We start from the raw sequence: 19468 nt of genomic DNA on the forward strand, positions 1-19468 counted from the left end.
CTTCAGCGTTCTACTTGCATGTATTAGGCACGCCGCCAGCGTTCATCCTGAGCCAGGATCAAACTCTCATTAAAATAATTGTTTGTCTTAAACTCATTCTGTCACTGACAGATTTATTGTTTTTTTCATTGTTCAGTACTATAACCTTAGTTATAGTGCCCTGCACATTGGTTCGTCTTGTTCAGTTTTCAAAGGTCTTTGTCGCTCTCGCGCGACAACTATATTAGTATATCACGTCCACAACTTCTTGTCAATATCTTTTTTCTATTTTTTAAAAAAAGTTTTTCTCTTTTTAAAAAATAGAAAACGAGAAGCGTATTCTTCTCGTTTTCTTATAATTATACAAGTTCTTTATATTTTTTCTGTTCTGCTTTATTTGCCCAAACGTAATGTCCAGGTTTGATTTCTACCATTTCTGGTTTATCGGTTGAATAATCATGCTGATCAGGATCATAAACTTTCAGAACTTTTTTGCGTTCTAGAATTGGATCTGGAATCGGTACAGCTGATAGTAGAGATTGTGTGTATGGATGAATTGGATTATTAAACAATTCTTCCGTTTCAGCTACTTCTACAATAACTCCTTTGTAAATAACCGCAATACGATCAGAGATAAATCGAACGACTGAAAGATCGTGTGCGATAAAGAGATAGGTCAATCCCAACTCTTTTTGGAATTTCTTAAGGAGATTTAAAACTTGCGCACGTACGGATACGTCAAGGGCTGAAATAGGCTCGTCTGCGATAACAAATTCTGGTTCCATTACCAAGGCACGAGCGATCCCAATCCGCTGGCGTTGTCCACCAGAGAATTCATGGGGATAACGAGTTAAATGCTCTGCTAGAAGCCCCACTTCATGCATAATCTCTTTTACTTTACGTACTCGGTCTTCTTCATTGTCGAATAGGTGATAATTGTACAAACCTTCTGAAATAATGTAGTCGACTGTTGCACGCTCATTCAAGCTTGCTGCCGGGTCTTGGAAGATCATTTGAATTTTACGGATTAATTCATTTTCATCCTTACGCGATTGCTTCCCATTGATTTTTTTACCATCATATAGAATATCGCCTGCACTAGTGTCATTCAACCCAATGATTGCACGACCAATTGTCGTCTTCCCACTACCAGACTCACCAACAAGAGAAAATGTTTCTCCTTTGTTGATGAAGAAATTTGCATTCTTTACAGCTACAAATTTTTTACTTCCTTCACCGAAGGAAATTTCTAGATCTTTAACTTCTATTAATTTTTCTGTCATTTCCTTCTCCTAGTCCTTGATTGTAGTGAATCCCATTTTCGCACTGATCTTTTCATGAAGATTATCAATAATGTCTGGTTTATTGACTTTTGGTGCATCTTCATGTAAGAGCCATGTTTTAGCCCAATGTGTATCTGAAACATTGAAGACTGGTGGATGTTCCTCGAAATCAATTTGCATTGCATAGTCTGAACGCAAAGCAAAGGCATCCCCTTTTACTGGTGAATACAATGATGGAGGAGTCCCTGGGATAGAATATAAATCACCTTTAGAGGTAGACAATTGTGGCAAACTTGAAAGGAGACTCCATGTATAAGGATGTCTTGGATCGTAGAAGATTTCTTCTACTTTACCAAATTCTACAATTTCACCAGCATACATTACGGCAACCTTATCTGCAATACTTGCAACCACACCTAAGTCGTGTGTAATAAAGATTGTTGTAAAGTTATATTCTTTTTGCAATGATTTCAACAAGTCAATGATCTGGGCTTGGATGGTTACGTCAAGGGCCGTTGTTGGCTCGTCACAGATCAAGATATCCGGACGACAAGCAAGCGCAATAGCAATAACGATCCGTTGACGCATCCCGCCTGAATATTGGAAAGGATATTCATCAAAGCGACGTTCCGCTTCTGGGATTCCCACCTTTTCCATATAATCAATGGCCATTTCTCTGGCTTCTTTGGCACTCTTGCCTTGGTGTTTAATAATAACTTCCGTAATTTGTGATCCGATTGTATTAATCGGGTCCAAACTGGTCATTGGATCTTGGAAGATGGTTGCAATTTTTGCACCGCGGATATCTTCCCAATCTTTGTTTGACTTGAGTTCTGTTAATTCTTGCCCACGATAATTAATGCTACCATTGGCAATTCGTCCGTTGTCTTCTAACATTCCTGTGAAGGTTTTTGTGAGAACAGATTTACCAGAACCTGATTCACCAACAAGTGCCATGACTTCACCTTCAACAAGGTCTAAGGACACATTGCGAATGGCTGTTAAGACACGATCCCGAACATCAAATTCTACTACGATATCGCGAGCAGATAAGATTACATTTTTATCATTTGTCATACCTACTCCTCCTATCTATGTGTACGTGGATCGCTGGCATCTGCAAGGTTTTGTCCAACGATATAGAATGACAAGGATACCAAGACTAAGACTGTCAATGGAATCCAGAAAAGATACGCATTGGTTGTTACGTTTTGTGAGTAGTCTGAAATCAGACGACCTAAACTTGGAACTGTAATTGGCAATCCCAATCCAAAGAAGGAAAGGAAGGCTTCAGTTGAAATAAAGGCTGGCAACAATTGAGTTGTTGTCGTCACAATAACAGATACCAATTGCGGCAAAATGTTTTTTGTCACGATTTTTAGAGTTGGAGTCCCCAAAGTACGGCTGGCCAAGTTGTACTCTAAATCACGGTAACGCATAATTTGGACACGGATAGAATAAGCAATCCCAATCCATCCTGTTACCGTCATCGCCAAAATTAAGTTCCAGAAACCAGCACCGATTGAGTAAGTCAAGACAATAACAATCAACATGAATGGAACGTTTGAAATAACGTTATAAACTTCCATCATGAAGCGATCGATTGATTTTGACACACCCCAAATCCCACCAATCACTACACCGATTACAACGTTGATCAAGGTAGCAATAAAAGAGATGATAATCGAATTGCGGGCACCAAACCAAACTCCATCAAACAACGATTTACCATTGTTATCTGTACCAAAGAAAGCTTTGGCACTTGGAGGATTCAAACGAGCAGTGAAATCATTTACTTTACTTACATCATTGTAATCAAAGTTTGAAAACATTGGATAAACAAAACTCATCAAGAGAATTCCCACCAAGACTGCTAACATGAAAATGGTTGATTTCTTTTTAAAAAATTGGCGAAATACTGATTTCCAGTAGGAGTACGACGGCGCATCAATTGTTTCAGAGGCAAAGTCGTCACGTTCAACAAATTGGAATTTCTTTTTATCGATTGTAGACATTATTTGCCTCCTTTCTTAGTTGTCAATTTGATACGAGGGTCTACCATAACCATGAGAATATCACCGGCCATCGCTCCAAATACAGCAAGAACGGTGAAGATGAAGACAAGACCCACCACCATGGTATTATTCGATGCTTTGATGGAATCAATCAACATTTTACCCATACCAGGGAAGGCAAAGACAGTTTCTGTCAAGGTAGCTCCTGAGATAACCAAGACCAACTGAACAGGAATACCTGTAACGATTGGAACCATGGCATTCTTGAAAATATGCTTGCGTGAAATTTCTTTTTCAGAAAGTCCTTTAGCACGTGCAAAACGGACAAAGTCTTGTGAGTGCAAGTCAATCATATAACGACGAATCCAAACAGCTAAACCTGGAGCGGTCAATAGTCCCAGGATGACAGAAGGAAGAACGTACGATCTCCAGTCCTGAGCTCCTAAGACTGGGAAAGAGTCTGGAAGACCGATTGTTGAACCAACCAAGCGGACGATGTAGACCAAGGCAATCGTTGGAAGAGCCATCATCAATGTCAAGACAGCTGTTGAGGCACTATCAAACCATGTGTTCTTCAACAAGGCCATGTATGATCCCAAAGGAATTGCGATCAAGTAAGCAATTGCAATCCCGATCAAGCCGATAATAGAAGAGCTCACAATCATGGATGGATTTTCATAGTTACTCAAAGTTGCTGTATAAGCATCTCCTTCACCAAAGCGGGCAATATCTTGAGCATCTGCCTTGCTTGGTGATTTGTAAGTACGTGAGTAGATATCGATAGAAGATTCTTTTTTCCCTGTTGGGAAGTTTACTTCACTCTTTTTAGTAGTACCTTGTCCTTGTGTAATAACCTGAAGAACCGGCGTATTTGAATAAGTTGGATAAGATTCACCCAAGTTTAACGATACAAAATTTTGATGAATGAACGGGAATTGACCATTGAAATACAAAAGATATTTATGTTTAGTCCCCGAACCAACTACTGACCAACCAATAGCTGGGTCATTTTCAATGCGAATATAGCGTTCAAGTTTTGGATTTGAAGCATCTTTGATGACATTTGGATGATCAATCTGAATCAGATTGCCGTAGAATCCAATAACACGTTCAAAGACAGGGACTTCACGAGTTGCGTAAAAGCCTTTGTTTTCAGGGAAACGTTTCAATACCCAGCCATTTCCAAGATTAGAAATGTACTTTTTGTAGATCTTTTCATTTTCTTTAGTAGGCTCTACAGTTACTGATGAGTCTTCCTTGCTTGCTTTTTCTTTCAAAGCTTTTGAATCAAGATATTCTATATACCCCATACGATCATAGACTGTGTTTTCATAATTGATTTTAGAATCCTTAGTCTTTGCAATCTTATTGTAGTTAGGGTCGTTTTTGAAAATTAAATTTCTTGGGGTTAGCGTATAAATAATTGTATACGTCAATGTCGTAACTAAAAAGATCGACACTAACGAACGTAAAATACGCATAAATATATATTTTTTCATATTCCGTTCCTTTAATGTTCAAAAGAACTTTCTCCCCTATTAGAGAAAGTTCTGATGAAGGTGATTATTTAACGTGTTTTTCTAGTTCTTGCTGAGCTTTTTTATTTGAATCAGCTTTTTCTTTCAACCATTTTTCACGTGCTTGATCATATTGTTTTTTAGTGACAGGTTCATCTTGAACTTCAACATATTTGAAATAAGTTGATCCTTTGTTACCTGTTTGTGAGGAAGGTTCAGAGAATGGAACCACTTTTGAAACAACTGTAGCTGCACCAGAGCTTGTCATAGTTGGAATCACTAATGCGCTATCTGTTAACCAAGCTTGCGCTGCTGCAAATTTGTCGTAACGTGTTACTACGTCTAGGGTTTCTTTTTCTGCATCATCAAGCAATTTCGCATATTCATCTAAGCCAACAGCCTTAGCAGAGGCATTATCGACACCACCAGCAAATCCAAGGTAAGTCTTAGTTTGGTCTGGTGAAGATGGTTGCAAGGTATCAAGGTAAGTAGATGGGTCATCGTAGTCTGGGTTCCATCCTACAAGCCCTTGAAGATCCCAGTCAGTTTCTGCAGCTGATGGTACGTTCAATGTAATGTTCAAGACTTCATCTTGGTCCATCATTTGAAGGTCCACAACAACGTTTTCTGTACCAAGTGTTTCTTCAACTGATTGTTTGAAGGATTGCATCCGTGACACAAAGTTTGTTGAGTTTTGTGCAACCGGAACATCCAAGTGGATTGGGAATTGAACACCATCTTTTTGGAGTTCAGCTTTTGCTTTTTCAAACTGAGCTTTTGCTTTTTCCTTGCTATAGAGTCCGTTTTGACCGTCTGCAAGATTCACACCGCTCCATTGATCTCCATAAGTTTGCAACTTGTCTGCTACTACATCACCAAAGTCTTTACCATTTACTTGAACAAAGGCAGGTGCGGTGTACATATTCCGAATAGCAGCCTTAGCATAGTCTTTACCATTGACTTGCGCTGAATAATTCTCACGGTTCAAGGCAAAGGTGATCGCTTGACGGAAATTCTTGTTTAAGATAGCTTTCTTAGTAGAAGATTTCTGGTCATCTGACGTCTTAGAAGTATGGTTGTAGGCTTGACGGTCAATGTTGAAACCTAAAACTGCTACACCAGAACCAGGCTGTGTGTTGTAGATATTATCTTTGTATTTTTCTTCAACAGATGCAAAGTTAGAGCTAGCAGGGTATAGACGCGCCTTGGTATATGAACCATCGCTAAAACCGCGCGCCAAGGAATCTTGATCTGATCCATCATAATAAGACAATTTAATCTTGTCGATATGAACGTTGTCTTTATCCCAGTAATCTTCGTTCTTTTCAAAAGTGATTTCTGATTTAGAAGTGATTGATTTCAAAAGGAATGGACCATTGAACAAGATTGATTTGACATTACCTGGCTGACCAAATTCATCACCCTTGCTCTTCAAGAAATCTGTACTAATTGGGAAAAGAACACCATTAGTTGTTTTTGAATTCCAGAAAGTTTCTGGTTGGTTCAAAGTATACTCAAGTGTATAATCATCTACTGCTTTGACCCCAACCTCAGAGAAGTCTGAAATTTTTCCTTCTGAGTAGTCTTTCAATCCTTTGATTGAGTCTTTTACCAATGGAAGAGATTCTGATTTTTTATCTGCCGCATGCTTCAATCCAGTAACAAAGTCATGAGCTGTTACTTCACCATGCTCTTCACCGTCAGCATCATACCATTTAACACCCTTACGGATTTTATAAGTATAGGTCAAACCGTCTTTTGAAACAGACCAATCTTCAGCAATAGATGGTACAAGGTTTCCGTACTTGTCGTTCTCCAACAAACCATCTACACCGTTTGTTGTAATATCGTGTACGGAAGCTTTTGAAGATACAGTGTAATCCAAAGTTGTTGGATCATCTGTATAAACATAGCCATATGTTGTATCTTTTTTTGATGCAGACTTGCTATCTTTTGAGCCAGAACATGCTGCAAGGAAAGTTGCTGCGAGCAATGTTACTCCGGCAAATGCAAAAACTTTACTTTTTTTCATTTTGAGTCTCCATTTTATTGAATTTAGATAGAATTATAGCATAAGTGAGACAAAAAGTAAACTAAATTTTCTGAATATTTGGCAAGTGAAAGGAGCCACTAAGCGGAGGACTGTCTAAAAAATCAATCCTTTTTAGTGGCTCCTTCCCCTACTTGAACTTATGCGTTCTTACTTTCCCAGCTATTTCGATTCGATGTGGTTCTTTAATTCTTCTTGGGCTTTTTTATTGGATTCAGCCTTTTCTTTCAACCATTTTTCTTTACTTGCATCGTAATCCTTTGTCTTGATGACTTCTTCTGAAAGTTCAAGATATTTATAGTTGGTTCCTGTACCTTTTGTTCCAACCCATGAAGCAGCACGACTATATGGGACAGTCCGTTGCAACATTGGCGTTCCACCATTTGAAACAGTTGGTAAGATCAACGAACTATCGGTTAGCCATGCTTGAGCGGCTGCGTATTTCTCATACCGTACAGCTTGGTCACTCACTTCTGCATTGGCATCTTTTAAGAGCTCTGCATACTTCCCAAAGTCAACTGCTGTAATAGCAGGGCTGTTTGAACCTGCATCCACACCTAGATAGTAGAAAACAGAACCGTTAACAGGACTTAAACTCTCTAAATAAGTAGATGGATCTTGGTAGTCTGGAACCCATCCTCCGCCTGCAAGGTCATAATCTTTCTCAGCAGCAGTGTCTGTAAAGTAGGTAATATTGTTAAAGTCATCATCAGATAATTTCTGAATATCTACGACAACATTGTCTGCACCAAGAACAGCTTCTACGGATTGTTTGAAGGAGCTAGCTTGTTGTACCTGACTGTTATCTGTCTGACTAACAACGTAATCCAAATGAATTGGGAATTGTACCCCTTCTTTTTGCAGTTGTTCTTTAGCTTTTGCAAATTCAGCCTTGGCTTTTTCTTGATTGTAGAGGGTGGTTTGGGCATCATCTAGATTTACGTCTTTCCACTCATCCCCATAGGTCACCAATTGTTTCTCGACAACCTTACCGAACTCTTCGCCATTTACTTGAACAAAAGTCGGTGGAACCAAGGTGTTTCGAAGAATCTTGGTCGCTGCATCTGCGCCAGATGTTTGAGCAGCATAGGCTTCACGGTCAAAGGCAAAGTTGACAGCTTGACGGAAATCCTTATTTAAAATCGCTTGTTTTGTAGACGATTTTTGAGCATCTGTCGTTTTGGCTGTATGGTTATACTTCTGACGATCGATGTTGAAGCCTAGATAGTAAGATGTACCATATTGAACACCATAAACAATATTATCACCAAATTTCTTTTTCACACTCTTATAAGTAGAGCTATTTGGCATTACTGTCGCAAATGAATATTGACTATTTTCAAATTTCTTGATGACCGATTCTGGATCTGATCCATCATTGTAAGTCAACTTCACATTATCAATATGAACATTCTTTTCATCGTAGTATTCTTTATTTTTTACAAGTTCAATTTGAGATTTTGAAGTTAAATTCTTCAAATAATAGGGACCGTTATAGAGAATACTACTTGGTTTTAAAGAACCAAAGTCTTTTCCTTGAGATTCTAAGAACGCTGCGTTAACTGGGAAAAGGACACCTGATGTCGTCTTAGAATTCCAAAAGCTTTCTGGACGTTCCAAGGTATATTGAACGGTGTAATCATCTAGGGCTTTCACGCCAACTGTCTTGAAATCTGTTGTTTCACCCTTGGCATAGGCATCCAAACCTTTAATGGAGTTTTGGATTAAGAAGAGACCTTCAGATTTGGATTCCACAGCATGTTTGATCCCTGTCACAAAATCGTGAGCTGTTACAGCACCATACTCTTCCCCTTCACTGGTATACCATTTGGCATCTTTTCGAAGTTTATAGGTATATACTAAGCCATCTTCTGAAACTGTCCAGTCTTCTGCCAAACTTGGGATTAAATTTCCATATTTATCATTTTCTAACAAACCATCAACAAGGTTACTTGTAATATCAGACGTCGTTGTACGAGTCGATGCAATGTAGTCCAAAGTATTTGGATCCGTTGAATAAATATAAGAATAAGTAGATTGATTGCCGCTTCCACCACCGCATGCTGTTAATAGAAGAGCGCTGGCTAGAGAAACACCGGCCAGTACAAACCGTTTATTTACTTTCATCACTATCTCCTTATGTTAGGTTTTCTACCATTATACACTATTTCTTCCATTTTACCAACTATCTTTACAATTTACTTATAGAGTTTTAAATTAAGTGAAGGTGAAAATAGGATTAAAGCAGTTGCCTTCTTTTATGATACAATAGTAGAGACAAAAAACAATCGAGGATTCAAACGTGAAAAAAATAATCACTTTACTTCTTTGTATAATTCTTACCCTTCTCAGTACTTCTCCTGTAAGAGCGGAGGACCTAGACCTTGGAGCTCAGCATGCTATTGCAATCGATGGGACAACAGGTAAAATACTCTACGAAAAAAACAGCAATGAGAAAAAAGAAGTTGGTGGAATCAGCAATCTCTTGACTACTTATCTCGTTTACGAAGCCATTCAGCAAGGAAAAATCTCTTTAAATGATGACGTAGATATTTCGGACAAAGCCTACCAACTGACCGCTGTTGAAGGAATCAGCAATGTCCCCATGGAAGCTCGTAAATACAAAGTTAAGGACCTGCTCACTGCTCTCCTCGTATCAAACGCCAATAGCGCCGCCATTGCCTTAGCTGAAAAAGTAGCTGGTAACGAAGAACAATTCGTCCTGCTCATGAAAGCGAAGCTCAAAGATTGGGGGATTACAGATGCGACGATTGTGAATGCTAGTGGTTTGAACCAATCTATCATTGATGGGGATGAGGATGAGGAAAACAAAAAGAAAGATACAGAAAACAAGCTGAGTGCTTATGATGTAGCAGTCATCGCAAAACATCTTCTGGAAGACTATCCTGAAGTTACAAAAATCACCTCCCTTTCCCATGCAGAATTTGCTGGAATTCAATTGGAGAGCAGTAACTATATGTTGGAAAACATGCCCAACTATCGAGCAGGAGTGGATGGCCTAAAAACCGGAAATTCCGATAAAGGGGGGATTTCATTTGTTGCTTCTACCAATCAAAATGGTATTCGCATGATCACTGTTGTCATTGGTGTTGAGGCAATCGATGGAGATCCCTACGCACGATTTGTTGCAACAGCCAACCTGATGAATTATGTGAGCCAAAACTTCGTTCCAAGCCTCATTGTCAGTAAAGGCGAAGCTTACAACAACAGTAAATCAACGGTTCTTGATGGCAAGAAAACAAACGCCACTGCTGTTGCCAAGGATGACTTCATCGTGATCGAACGACAAGGAAGCCAAGCAGAACCTAAAATCACCTTTAAAAGTAGCCAATCTTCATTTAGCGCTCCTATAAAGAAAGGTACTTCTCTCGGAACCCTTACCTACACTGATCCAGAACCCATCGGTCGAGGGTATATCGAAGGTAAAGCCCCTAGTATGGAAATGGTGAGCGGAGAAAATATCCAAAAAAGTTTCTTCTTAAAAGTGTGGTGGAATCAATTTGTTCGTTACGTCAACGAAAAACTATAAATGCTCATAAACAAAAAAAGAGGTCACCCTCTTTTTTTGTTTATTCAATTCCGTCAACAGAACTTCTATCGAACTTCGAAATAAGGAAAAGCAGTGTCGCTGTCTATTGGATGAGTCGGAATCTCTTCTTCAATCACCGCACGCCAACCTGCTACCAATTCTTCAAAAGATAAGCTAGCTTCAGGAGTAGCTGTTGTTAGCTTCCGACCAAACCACGCCATGGTCGCCGTTTCTAATTGAAGCATGGCATAGCTAATCACAGGAACATTGGCAGCTTCGTAATTTTCATTGACTGCATGGGATACAGCTGGGGCTTGAGGCAAGAGTTGAAGGCGGATTTTTTCTACAAGTTCTGGATCCAATTCTTGCCAAGAAATTAATTTCCCATCGATTTGATAATACAAATCAAATGTTTCTTGACCCGGCTTAAAATTCACTAGCATAAAGGCACGATCCGCTTTATCAGGACCGCCAACAGCCTTCACAGCATTGATCAAGAGATTTTGTTCCATCTGTCTCCAATAGTCATCTGCTTCTTCAGCTAAATCGTTTGTAAATGGCGGAATAATTTCTTCTGCAGGAATTTCGCCCTTATTCGCTTTTTCGACATTACCAAATAATTTTTTTAGGAATCCCATTGGCTTCTCCTTTTATCTCCTTAACCGACAGATCCTTCCATTTCGTAGCTAATCAATCGGTTCAGCTCAACTGCATATTCCATTGGAAGTTCTTTAGTGAAGGGCTCTACAAATCCCATGACGATCATTTCAGTCGCTTCTGATTCTGATAAACCACGGCTCATGAGGTAATAGAGTTGCTCTTCAGAAATCTTAGAAACCTTAGCTTCGTGCTCCAAAGCAACTTGCGAGTTATGAATTTCATTAAATGGAATGGTATCTGATGCAGATAAGTCATCCATGATAATGGTATCACACTCAATGTGACTGACAGATTTCGCTGAATCTTTATTAAAGGTCACTTGTCCACGGTAGTCAACCTTCCCTCCACCTTTCGCGATGGATTTTGAGACGATTGAAGAGCTGGTATGTGGAGCATTATGGATCATTTTAGCACCTGTATCTTGGTGTTGCCCCGCATTTGCAAAGGCGATAGAAAGCATAGTCCCACGCGCGCCTTCTCCATCCAGATAAACAGACGGGTATTTCATGGTCGTTTTAGCTCCGAGGTTTCCATCGATCCATTCAACTGTCGCATCTTTGGTTGCTTTGGCCCGTTTGGTTACCAAGTTATAGACATTGTCGGACCAATTTTGGATGGTCGTGTAACGCATATAAGCGCCATCCAAGGCAAAAATTTCGACAATGGCTGCGTGCAGGCTATTGCTTGAATAAGTCGGTGCTGTACATCCTTCTACATAGTGGACGCTAGCGCCTTCGTCAACAATAATCAAAGTTCTCTCAAACTGACCTGTATTTTCATTGTTGATCCGGAAGTAGGTCTGCAAAGGAACATCGACCTTAACACCCTTCGGCACATAGATAAAGGTTCCACCTGACCAAACAGCTGAGTTGAGGGCTGCCAACTTATTATCCGTTGGAGGTACCAACTTAGCAAAGTATTGCTTAAACAAGTCTGGATATTCCTTCAAAGCCGAATCTGTATCGGTAAAAATGATTCCGAGCTTTTGGAATTCTTCCTTCATGTTATGGTAAACTACTTCAGACTCATACTGAGCAGCTGCTCCGGCCAGGTAAGCACGCTCTGCTTCTGGAATACCAATCCGTTCAAATGTTTCCTTAATTTTTTCAGGCACTTCATCCCAGCTACGTGCAGGTTTATCAGATGGTTTTTGATAATAAATCAAATCATCAAAATCAATATCTGACAAGTCTGCTCCCCAAGTTTGCATCGGCATTTTTTTAAATGCTTCATAAGACTTCAAACGGAACTCCAGCATCCATTCCGGCTCATTTTTCGCAGCAGACAACTCGCGAATAACCGATTCATTCAACCCTTTTCCTGTTGACAAGATTGGGTCTACATCATCGTGAAAGCCAAATTTATATTCACCAAGATCAATTGGTTTTGGTTCTACTCTTTCTTCTGTCATATCTTTCCTTTCATTTTCTTTTTAGCGCTCTTTACATGTGATTACTTTTTCTAATCTGGATCATCAGCAGCCGAATGTTGATAGCACTTCTCACCAGAAGCTCGGTTAAAAAACAGACTTGAATCTTCATCACTTTTATTTATCATTAGGCTTGAGCATCGATTGCTTTCTTGAGAGCATTCCAAGCCAGGGTCGAGCACTTGATCCGTTGTGGAAATTTAGCAACCCCAGCTAAAAAGGCTGCATCTCCCAACTGGTCTTGACAGGTATCTTCTTTGCCTTGGACCATTTCTGAAAAAATAGTCGCCAACTCTAGCACTTCTTCTTTGGATTTTCCTAGGACAACGTCCGTCATCATACTAGCAGAAGCCGTCGAAATCGTACAACCTGAGTTGACAAAGGCAATGTCCTTGATTACTCCTTCATCATCAAACTGAACAGACAAACTAATCACATCGCCACAAGTTGGATTGTTTAAGTTGATTTGTTCAATCCCTTCAATCTTTCCATGGTGATGGGGATTTTTTGAATGGTCAGCTACTACAGCCATATAGAGGCTATCTAATTTAGAAAGTGCCATTGAAAAACTCCTTTGTTTTTATCAGCGCTTCTACAAGCTTATCACAGTCTTCCTTTGTATTGTAGAGATAAAAGCTAGCCCGAGCAGTCGCTGGAACCTCCAAATACTGGATCAAAGGTTGAGCACAATGGTGGCCTGCCCGAACGGCAACCCCTTCATAATCCAGGGCAGTCGCAAGATCATGAGGATGCAGATCCCCTAAGTTGAAGGAAATCACCCCAGAGCGTTTCGCTAAATCTTGGGAGCCATAGATTTTCAAGCCTTCAATTGCTTGAAGTTTGGGAAAGACGTAGGCAATCAAGTCTTGCTCGTGATGCTCAATGGCATCCATGCCAATAGCCTCTAAATAATCAATCGCCGCAGCTAAACCAATAGCGCCAGCCATATTTGGAGTCCCTGCTTCGAATTTCCAAGGGAGTTCCTTCCAAGTTGCGGATTGTTCATAGACAAAGTCAATCATTTCCCCACCAAATTCAACAGGTGACATTTGGTTGAGATAGTGCTCTTTTCCATACAAGACTCCAATTCCTGTCGGTCCAGCCATTTTATGTCCGGAAAAGACAAAGAAGTCTGCATCTAGTTTTTGAACATCAATTTTCATATGGGGGACTGATTGGGCCCCATCCACTACCATAATAGCACCTTTTTCATGGGCTAATTGAGCGAGTTCCTGGATAGGATTGATCACCCCGAGAACGTTAGAAGCATGGGTAATGGAAACAAACTTGGTTCGATCTGTCAATTTTTCTCGGAAATCCTCTAAATCCAGACCACCGTCTTTCAAGTAGGCATAGACCAACTTCGCCCCTGTCTTCCGACAAGCTTCCTGCCAAGGAAGGATGTTGGAATGGTGTTCCATAATAGAGATGAGGACCTCATCCCCCTCTTCGAGGATTTCCTCTGCAAACCGCCCAATCCAGTTCAAGCCTGTCGTGGTCCCTCTCGTAAACAAGACCTCTTTGGTCGAGGAAGCGTTTATAAAACGACGGACCGTTTCTCTTGCTGCTTCATAGGACGCGGTCGCCCGTTCCGCCAAGGTATGAACCCCGCGGTGAACATTGGCGTTATCCTCTTGGTAATAGCGATTCACCGCCTCTAAGACAGCTTTTGGTTTTTGTGTCGTCGCTGCATTATCTAAATAGACAAGTGGCTCATCATTCACTATTTGATCTAAAATCGGGAAATCTTTCCGAATCTTTTCGACATCTATCATGTTTATCTCTTCAATAATTTATCTTCAATGGTTTGGATCATTTCTTCACGAACTTCTTGGACTGGAATCTCCACAATCACTGATCCAAGGAAACCACGAACCACTAGGCGTTCTGCAGTTGCCTGATCCAAGCCACGGCTCATGAGGTAGTACATGTCTTCTGGATCTACCTGACCGATAGAAGCCGCGTGACCTGCAGTCACATCATTTTCATCGATCAAAAGAATTGGGTTAGCATCGGAACGAGCTTGGTCAGAAAGCATTAACACACGGCTTTCTTGTTGGGCATCTGCCCCTTTTGCTCCCTTGATAATGTGGCCAATCCCGTTGAAGGTCAAGGTTGCCTTTTCAAGAATGACACCATGTTGGAGAATGTTCCCTACCGAATTGCAACCATAGTTGGTTACACGGGTATCAATCCCTTGTACCTGACGACCACTAGATAGGGCTACGACCTTCAGGTCTGCATGGCTGCCGTTTCCTATCAAGTCACTATCAAAGTCAGCAACGATATTTCCTTCGTTCATGACACCGATTGCCCAGTCAATGCTAGCATCCTTGCCTAGTTTCCCACGGCGGCTAATGTAGGCAGTGACATTCTCACCAAGACGATCAATCGCAGCAAACTTCACTTGCGCACCCGAACGGGCAATGACTTCTACTGTGATATTAGCAGTTGCCTTAGCACTACCTTCTCCACGTGACTCTAACCGTTCAAGGTAACTAAGCTTACTGTTCTTACCAGCGATAATCAAGATGTGCTTGTTAAATGGCACATCGCTATCACTATCCTGGTAGAAGACACCCTCGATTGGCTCCGCGATTTCTACATGATCTGGAATATAGAGAACAGCTCCACTATTGAAATAAGCTGTGTGGTAGGCTGCCAACTTGTCATCATCATATTTAACGGATGACATGAAAAATTCCTCTACGACCTCTGGAATTACTTCCAGGGCTGAGTGGAAGTCTGTAAAGATGACTCCCTGGTTGGCCAAGTCAACTGGAATCTGTTCAAATACTGTATGGGTTCCATGCTGAACCAATTTTAATTGATTGTCAATCGCAGTAAAGTCTGGCACAGCCGTGAGCGGCTCACTTTCTGTGATCGTTCCATCGCCAAGATTCCAACGATGAAATTTCACGCGTTCAATCACGGGTAGTTCTAAATCATCAATTTTATCAAAAGCCTTCTGACGCAAGTCCTGCAACCATTGGGGCTCTGCATGCATTTCTGAAAAAAGTTTGATATTTTCTTTGGTCATTTACTCCTCCTCAAAGATCCTGTTCAGTTTTGGACACAAGATTAGAGTTCTTCTTTGTAGTCGTAACCTAACTCTTCTGCTAATTTCGCGTATCCTTCACGCTCCAAACGCACAGCAAGCTCAGGGCCACCTGAAAGGACAACACGACCTTCCATCATCACGTGAACCACATCAGGAGTAATGTAGTTTAAAAGACGTTGGTAGTGGGTAATGATCATGGCACCAAAACCTTCGCCACGCATTTCATTGACCCCTTTTGAAACTACTTTAAGGGCATCGATATCCAAACCAGAGTCAATCTCATCAAGGAGGGCAAACTTCGGTTCCAACATCAACAATTGCAGAATTTCATTGCGTTTCTTCTCACCACCTGAGAAACCTTCGTTCAAATAGCGTTCTGCCATCTCTTCCTTCATATTGAGGAGTTCCATTTTCTGGTCCAATTTTGTGATGAAATCACGAACAGAAATTTTTTCGTCCTCTTCTTTGCCTGCATTCATGGCTGCACGAAGGAATTCAGCATTGGTAATTCCTGGAATTTCTGATGGGTATTGCATAGCCAAGAAAAGGCCCATGCGAGCACGTTCATCCACTTCCAATTCAAGGATATTCACTCCATCAAATAGAATCTCACCCTTGGTCACTTCATAGTTTGGATTCCCCATGATCGCTGCAGATAGGGTGGATTTCCCTGTCCCGTTAGGTCCCATGATGGCTGCGATTTCCCCTGTTTTAAGGGTCAAGTTCACGCCTTTTAAAATTTCCTTGCCTTCAATTTCTACATGAAGATCTTTAATCTCTAATACTGACATTTGTATTCCTTTCTGCTATAGAGTTTTGTCTTATCTAGTATAACAAAAAAAAGCCTAAAAGGCTTTTCTGGTGTTTAGAATCGTTCTTATTTAGTCTTATTTTTTCTATTTTGTCGAACTTCCTCTCGATAGGCAGAATTTCCTATATAGCGTAAGCAATTTAGGAGCGGACTATGGTTCGGACCTAGGACTCCAATCAATTCTGCTAATAATTCAACTCCTAATACCAAACCGATGACAAGCAGAACGCCACCAATACGAGTCGAAATATTCAATAGAAGAGAAATCATAGCAAAAATCATCGAAATCCCATAGATGACCAAGACGGTTCCACGATGCGTTAAGCCCAAAGAAAGTAGGCGATGGTGCAAGTGATTCCGGTCTGGGGCATAGAACTTCTGACCAGAGAGAGTCCGACGAACAATCGCTAAAAAGGTATCCGTAATGGGAACTCCCAAGATAATCATCGGCGTAACAACTGCAACAGCCGTCGCATTCTTAAGACCTTGCAAGGACAAAACAGCAATCATAAAACCAATGAAGAGGGCTCCTGTATCCCCTAAATAAAGAATCGCTGGATGATAATTAAAGGGGAAGAAACCAGCAATGGCCATGACTAAGACAAAAATCGTCATAGTCAGAAAGAGATTGGGCACTGGGAGAAAGAAATGAGAAACAATCCCCATCGTCACCAAGGAAATAATCGAAACCCCACTGACCAGGCCATCCAAACCATCAATCAAATTGACTGCATTGGTAATCGAAATGATCCAAATGACTGTTAAAATATAGGACAACCAGGGATCAAAATGAAGAAATGGCCCTCCAAAAGGGATCTTGAAATCATTTAAGCGAAAATCTGTAAAGAACCAGATCACACTGGCCCCTAGGAAAATCCCCAACATCTTTAACCGCGGTGATAATTCTTTTATATCATCGATTAAACCAGTCAGGCCAATGATCCATCCTCCAACAACAACTGGTAAAGTATAGGTCAGATATGATGTCTTAGCTACATAGCCTTTGGTAATCATCGGTAGCAATACCACGGTTGCAATGGTGAAAGCAAGAAGAATGGCTAAACCACCAGCGCTGGGCATGGGTTTTTTATTGATCCGACGCGCATTTGGATAGTCTACGGCATCTATTTTAAAGGCCAGTAACCTCACAAAGGGAGTTAGAATCAAACTGATCAAAAAAGTTGCAATCAGGACCAGGATAAATTGTAATGGAAAAGTAATCATACCAAATTAACCTTTTGAAGTTCGTTAATAGCATCTGAGACGAGCAAGAGATGGCCATGTTCCTGGAGGACAGCTCTAGTAGTATCTGTATCTTCCGCATATTCACGCATGGTTGCCAAGAGCCAACCTGGATAATCTTGCGGGCACCCTTCCAAATCAATCAAGACGGTTAAATAGTAAACCCCGTCCATTTTATAAAGTTCCGAAGTCTCGACCGCATAATGAACTGTTTTTGTAAACCGAATCACTTCTTCTAACTGAGAAAACTGGAGGATATAATAAATATACCGTGTATCTACTGGATGATTCGGTGTATCTTCTTCTGAAAGCTGATTCTCATCAGCCAATTCCTCAGCTTCTAAATGACGGATAGCATCGCCGTCTCCCTTACTCTTTTCAGAGATGGTTTTTTCCAAGGTCTTGATAAATTCGTCCGGAGACATTTGCGACAATTCTTCCATATCAGGCAAGTCGGAAAAATCTTCAAAATTTAGATGCTGGTCAATTTTTGATTTGGTCACAAAAACATCGAGCTTATCCGGCTTAGGAGTCACTCGGAAACTCAACATGCCACTGTCTAAGAAGCTTTCTGGCATTTCCAATTCATCTAAGATGGTATAGAAAAATTCTTCTGTTTTTTCTTGAGGCACCAAAAAATCGGCCATTTCCATGCCTCGTTCCTCTAAATCCTCTAATTGAATCGTGATTTTAATGGTTGAATCACTGATTTGCTTCATCTTCATGACTGCACCTCATACTGTTAGTCTTTCTATTATACTAAAAAGGGACATATTTTTCAAAACATGACCCCCACCTCAGATATGAAAAAACCTTAAACAAAAGAGCACTTCCTCCCCCCTCAAACATAGCCATTTGAAGTGAAAGAAGAAGCACTCCTATCTCATGATTAGATAAAGATTTTAATTACTGCATAGACCAGCAAAATCGCTCCCAAAACAATCCGATATTTTCCAAAAACCGTGAAGTCATGAGTTTTAACATAATCTGTCAAGAAGCGAATTGCTACCATACTGACTCCGAAGGCAACTGCCATAGCGACCAAAAGGATCGTCCCTTGGCTGAAACTTAAAGCATTTCCTCCCAAGACAAACTTAGCGACCTTTAATAGGCTAGCTCCAAACATGGCAGGAATCCCCAGATAGAAGGTAAATTCTGTCACAACAGAACGGCTAACTCCATTGACCAAACCACCTACAATCGTTGCACCTGACCGACTGGTCCCTGGGAAAAGTGACAAGACTTGGAACAAACCAATATAGAGAGCAGTCTTATAAGGCAACTTGTGTAATTCCGTCACTTCTGGTTCTACTTGCTCTCGTTTTTCAAGGTAAATAAAGGCCCACCCATAGGTGATCAGCATGATGGCTACAGAAAAAGAGTTATGAAAATGAGCTTCAAACCAATCATCTAATTTAAAGACAAAGAGCAAAGGCAGGGTCGCCACAGCAACCTTGGCCCACAATTGCCAAGTCCGTCTCACCTCTTTTTTCGATTTTCCAGGCTTAAAGGGATAAAGCTTGTCGAAGTAAATCACGACGACGGCCATAATAGCACCAAGCTGAATAACGACATTAAACATCTCCATAAAGGCAGGGTTTTGATCCTTAAACTGAATAAAGTCTTGGATCAAAATCAAATGACCTGTACTTGAGATTGGAAGCCACTCGGTGACTCCTTCAACGATTCCAAAAAGAATCGCTTTTATCACTTCAATGATAAACATCTTCTTCTCCTAAACTTACATTTGCTATATTATAACACATTTCTAGCCATAGAACCAGATGTGCTTGCAAGGATGCATAGACTAAAAAAGAGAGTGGGACAGAAATCGGTAATTCGTTAGAATTCGATTTCGTCGTCCCACCTCC

Annotated in this window: 16 protein-coding genes and 1 rRNA gene; 1 reads left to right on the forward strand and 16 read right to left on the reverse strand. The window is 40.7% G+C overall.

The genetic code is table 11. The annotated features are described in order from the left end of the window. The 7 genes from ADH49_RS09405 to ADH49_RS09435 form a co-directional block, all read right to left on the reverse strand. Positions 1–74 (reverse strand): 16S ribosomal RNA (locus tag ADH49_RS09405); the annotation flags it as partial. 264 nt (positions 75–338) lie between these two features. Next, positions 339–1262 carry an ATP-binding cassette domain-containing protein gene (locus tag ADH49_RS09410; protein WP_048692002.1) on the reverse strand — a complete coding sequence of 308 codons (924 nt, stop codon included), beginning with the start codon at positions 1260–1262 and terminating at the stop codon, positions 339–341. A 9-nt stretch (positions 1263–1271) separates the two neighbouring features. Beyond that, the gene (locus ADH49_RS09415; protein ID WP_048692004.1) at positions 1272–2339 is read right to left on the reverse strand and encodes an ABC transporter ATP-binding protein; all 1068 of its coding nucleotides are present in this window, start codon (positions 2337–2339) and stop codon (positions 1272–1274) included. An 11-nt stretch (positions 2340–2350) separates the two neighbouring features. Next, positions 2351–3277: an oligopeptide ABC transporter permease OppC gene (oppC, locus tag ADH49_RS09420; protein ID WP_048692005.1), complete on the reverse strand. Its 927-nt coding sequence runs from the start codon at positions 3275–3277 to the stop codon at positions 2351–2353. Continuing rightward, positions 3277–4776 (reverse strand): ABC transporter permease, encoded by a 1500-nt coding sequence (locus ADH49_RS09425; RefSeq protein ID WP_048692006.1) that lies wholly within the window; start codon positions 4774–4776, stop codon positions 3277–3279. Before ADH49_RS09425 ends, oppC begins: the two co-directional genes overlap by 1 nt. Before the next feature lie 64 nt (positions 4777–4840). After that, entirely contained in the window at positions 4841–6826 is a 1986-nt protein-coding gene (locus ADH49_RS09430; protein ID WP_048692009.1) for a peptide ABC transporter substrate-binding protein, read from the reverse strand. 180 nt (positions 6827–7006) lie between these two features. Then, positions 7007–8971: a peptide ABC transporter substrate-binding protein gene (locus ADH49_RS09435; protein ID WP_048692010.1), complete on the reverse strand. Its 1965-nt coding sequence runs from the start codon at positions 8969–8971 to the stop codon at positions 7007–7009. Between the two features lie 175 nt (positions 8972–9146). On the opposite strand from ADH49_RS09435, the gene pbp3 reads away from it, so the two are divergent. After that, the gene (gene pbp3 / locus ADH49_RS09440; RefSeq protein WP_048692019.1) at positions 9147–10394 is read left to right on the forward strand and encodes a D-alanyl-D-alanine carboxypeptidase PBP3; all 1248 of its coding nucleotides are present in this window, start codon (positions 9147–9149) and stop codon (positions 10392–10394) included. A 65-nt stretch (positions 10395–10459) separates the two neighbouring features. Here the strand turns inward: pbp3 and ADH49_RS09445 are convergent, their stop codons facing one another. The 9 genes from ADH49_RS09445 to ADH49_RS09485 form a co-directional block, all read right to left on the reverse strand. Then, a complete protein-coding gene (locus tag ADH49_RS09445; RefSeq protein ID WP_048692022.1) occupies positions 10460–11032 on the reverse strand; it encodes a hypothetical protein in 573 nt (190 codons plus the stop codon). A 20-nt stretch (positions 11033–11052) separates the two neighbouring features. Beyond that, positions 11053–12465, reverse strand: a complete 1413-nt coding sequence (gene sufB / locus ADH49_RS09450) for a Fe-S cluster assembly protein SufB (RefSeq protein ID WP_006594961.1) — start codon at positions 12463–12465, stop codon at positions 11053–11055. A 145-nt stretch (positions 12466–12610) separates the two neighbouring features. Further along, a complete protein-coding gene (gene sufU, locus ADH49_RS09455; RefSeq protein ID WP_048692025.1) occupies positions 12611–13045 on the reverse strand; it encodes a Fe-S cluster assembly sulfur transfer protein SufU in 435 nt (144 codons plus the stop codon). Then, positions 13032–14258 (reverse strand): cysteine desulfurase, encoded by a 1227-nt coding sequence (locus tag ADH49_RS09460; RefSeq protein WP_048692027.1) that lies wholly within the window; start codon positions 14256–14258, stop codon positions 13032–13034. The genes sufU and ADH49_RS09460 overlap by 14 nt, the downstream gene beginning before the upstream one ends. A 2-nt stretch (positions 14259–14260) precedes the next feature. Then, complete coding sequence (gene sufD, locus ADH49_RS09465) at positions 14261–15523, reverse strand: Fe-S cluster assembly protein SufD (RefSeq protein WP_048692032.1); 1263 nt, start codon at positions 15521–15523, stop codon at positions 14261–14263. A gap of 41 nt (positions 15524–15564) precedes the next feature. Further along, positions 15565–16335 carry a Fe-S cluster assembly ATPase SufC gene (gene sufC, locus ADH49_RS09470; RefSeq protein WP_048692034.1) on the reverse strand — a complete coding sequence of 257 codons (771 nt, stop codon included), beginning with the start codon at positions 16333–16335 and terminating at the stop codon, positions 15565–15567. Between the two features lie 86 nt (positions 16336–16421). Further along, on the reverse strand, positions 16422–17579 hold the full coding sequence (locus ADH49_RS09475) for a glycosyltransferase family 4 protein (protein ID WP_048692036.1): 1158 nt from the start codon (positions 17577–17579) through the stop codon (positions 16422–16424). Continuing rightward, on the reverse strand, positions 17576–18322 hold the full coding sequence (gene mecA, locus ADH49_RS09480) for an adaptor protein MecA (RefSeq protein ID WP_048692039.1): 747 nt from the start codon (positions 18320–18322) through the stop codon (positions 17576–17578). Before mecA ends, ADH49_RS09475 begins: the two co-directional genes overlap by 4 nt. Positions 18323–18486: 164 nt before the next feature. Beyond that, entirely contained in the window at positions 18487–19323 is an 837-nt protein-coding gene (locus tag ADH49_RS09485) for an undecaprenyl-diphosphate phosphatase (protein WP_048692043.1), read from the reverse strand. Positions 19324–19468 lie beyond the last annotated feature (145 nt).

It is taken from the genome of Streptococcus sp. 400_SSPC (genome assembly GCF_001072745.1).
Lineage (GTDB): Bacteria > Bacillota > Bacilli > Lactobacillales > Streptococcaceae > Streptococcus > Streptococcus xiaochunlingii.

Excerpts from the sequence above, each read along its gene's own strand:
- ADH49_RS09475 (WP_048692036.1), bottom strand. The coding sequence starts at position 17,579 with ATGATTACTTTTCCATTACAATTTATCCTGGTCCTGATTGCAACTTTT.
- ADH49_RS09410 (WP_048692002.1), bottom strand. The coding sequence starts at position 1,262 with ATGACAGAAAAATTAATAGAAGTTAAAGATCTAGAAATTTCCTTCGGT.
- mecA (WP_048692039.1), bottom strand. The coding sequence starts at position 18,322 with ATGAAGATGAAGCAAATCAGTGATTCAACCATTAAAATCACGATTCAA.
- sufD (WP_048692032.1), bottom strand. The coding sequence starts at position 15,523 with ATGACCAAAGAAAATATCAAACTTTTTTCAGAAATGCATGCAGAGCCC.
- ADH49_RS09415 (WP_048692004.1), bottom strand. The coding sequence starts at position 2,339 with ATGACAAATGATAAAAATGTAATCTTATCTGCTCGCGATATCGTAGTA.
- sufB (WP_006594961.1), bottom strand. The coding sequence starts at position 12,465 with ATGACAGAAGAAAGAGTAGAACCAAAACCAATTGATCTTGGTGAATAT.
- ADH49_RS09485 (WP_048692043.1), bottom strand. The coding sequence starts at position 19,323 with ATGTTTATCATTGAAGTGATAAAAGCGATTCTTTTTGGAATCGTTGAA.
- ADH49_RS09460 (WP_048692027.1), bottom strand. The coding sequence starts at position 14,258 with ATGATAGATGTCGAAAAGATTCGGAAAGATTTCCCGATTTTAGATCAA.
- sufU (WP_048692025.1), bottom strand. The coding sequence starts at position 13,045 with ATGGCACTTTCTAAATTAGATAGCCTCTATATGGCTGTAGTAGCTGAC.
- ADH49_RS09435 (WP_048692010.1), bottom strand. The coding sequence starts at position 8,971 with ATGAAAGTAAATAAACGGTTTGTACTGGCCGGTGTTTCTCTAGCCAGC.
- oppC (WP_048692005.1), bottom strand. The coding sequence starts at position 3,277 with ATGTCTACAATCGATAAAAAGAAATTCCAATTTGTTGAACGTGACGAC.
- ADH49_RS09425 (WP_048692006.1), bottom strand. The coding sequence starts at position 4,776 with ATGAAAAAATATATATTTATGCGTATTTTACGTTCGTTAGTGTCGATC.
- ADH49_RS09430 (WP_048692009.1), bottom strand. The coding sequence starts at position 6,826 with ATGAAAAAAAGTAAAGTTTTTGCATTTGCCGGAGTAACATTGCTCGCA.
- ADH49_RS09445 (WP_048692022.1), bottom strand. The coding sequence starts at position 11,032 with ATGGGATTCCTAAAAAAATTATTTGGTAATGTCGAAAAAGCGAATAAG.
- sufC (WP_048692034.1), bottom strand. The coding sequence starts at position 16,335 with ATGTCAGTATTAGAGATTAAAGATCTTCATGTAGAAATTGAAGGCAAG.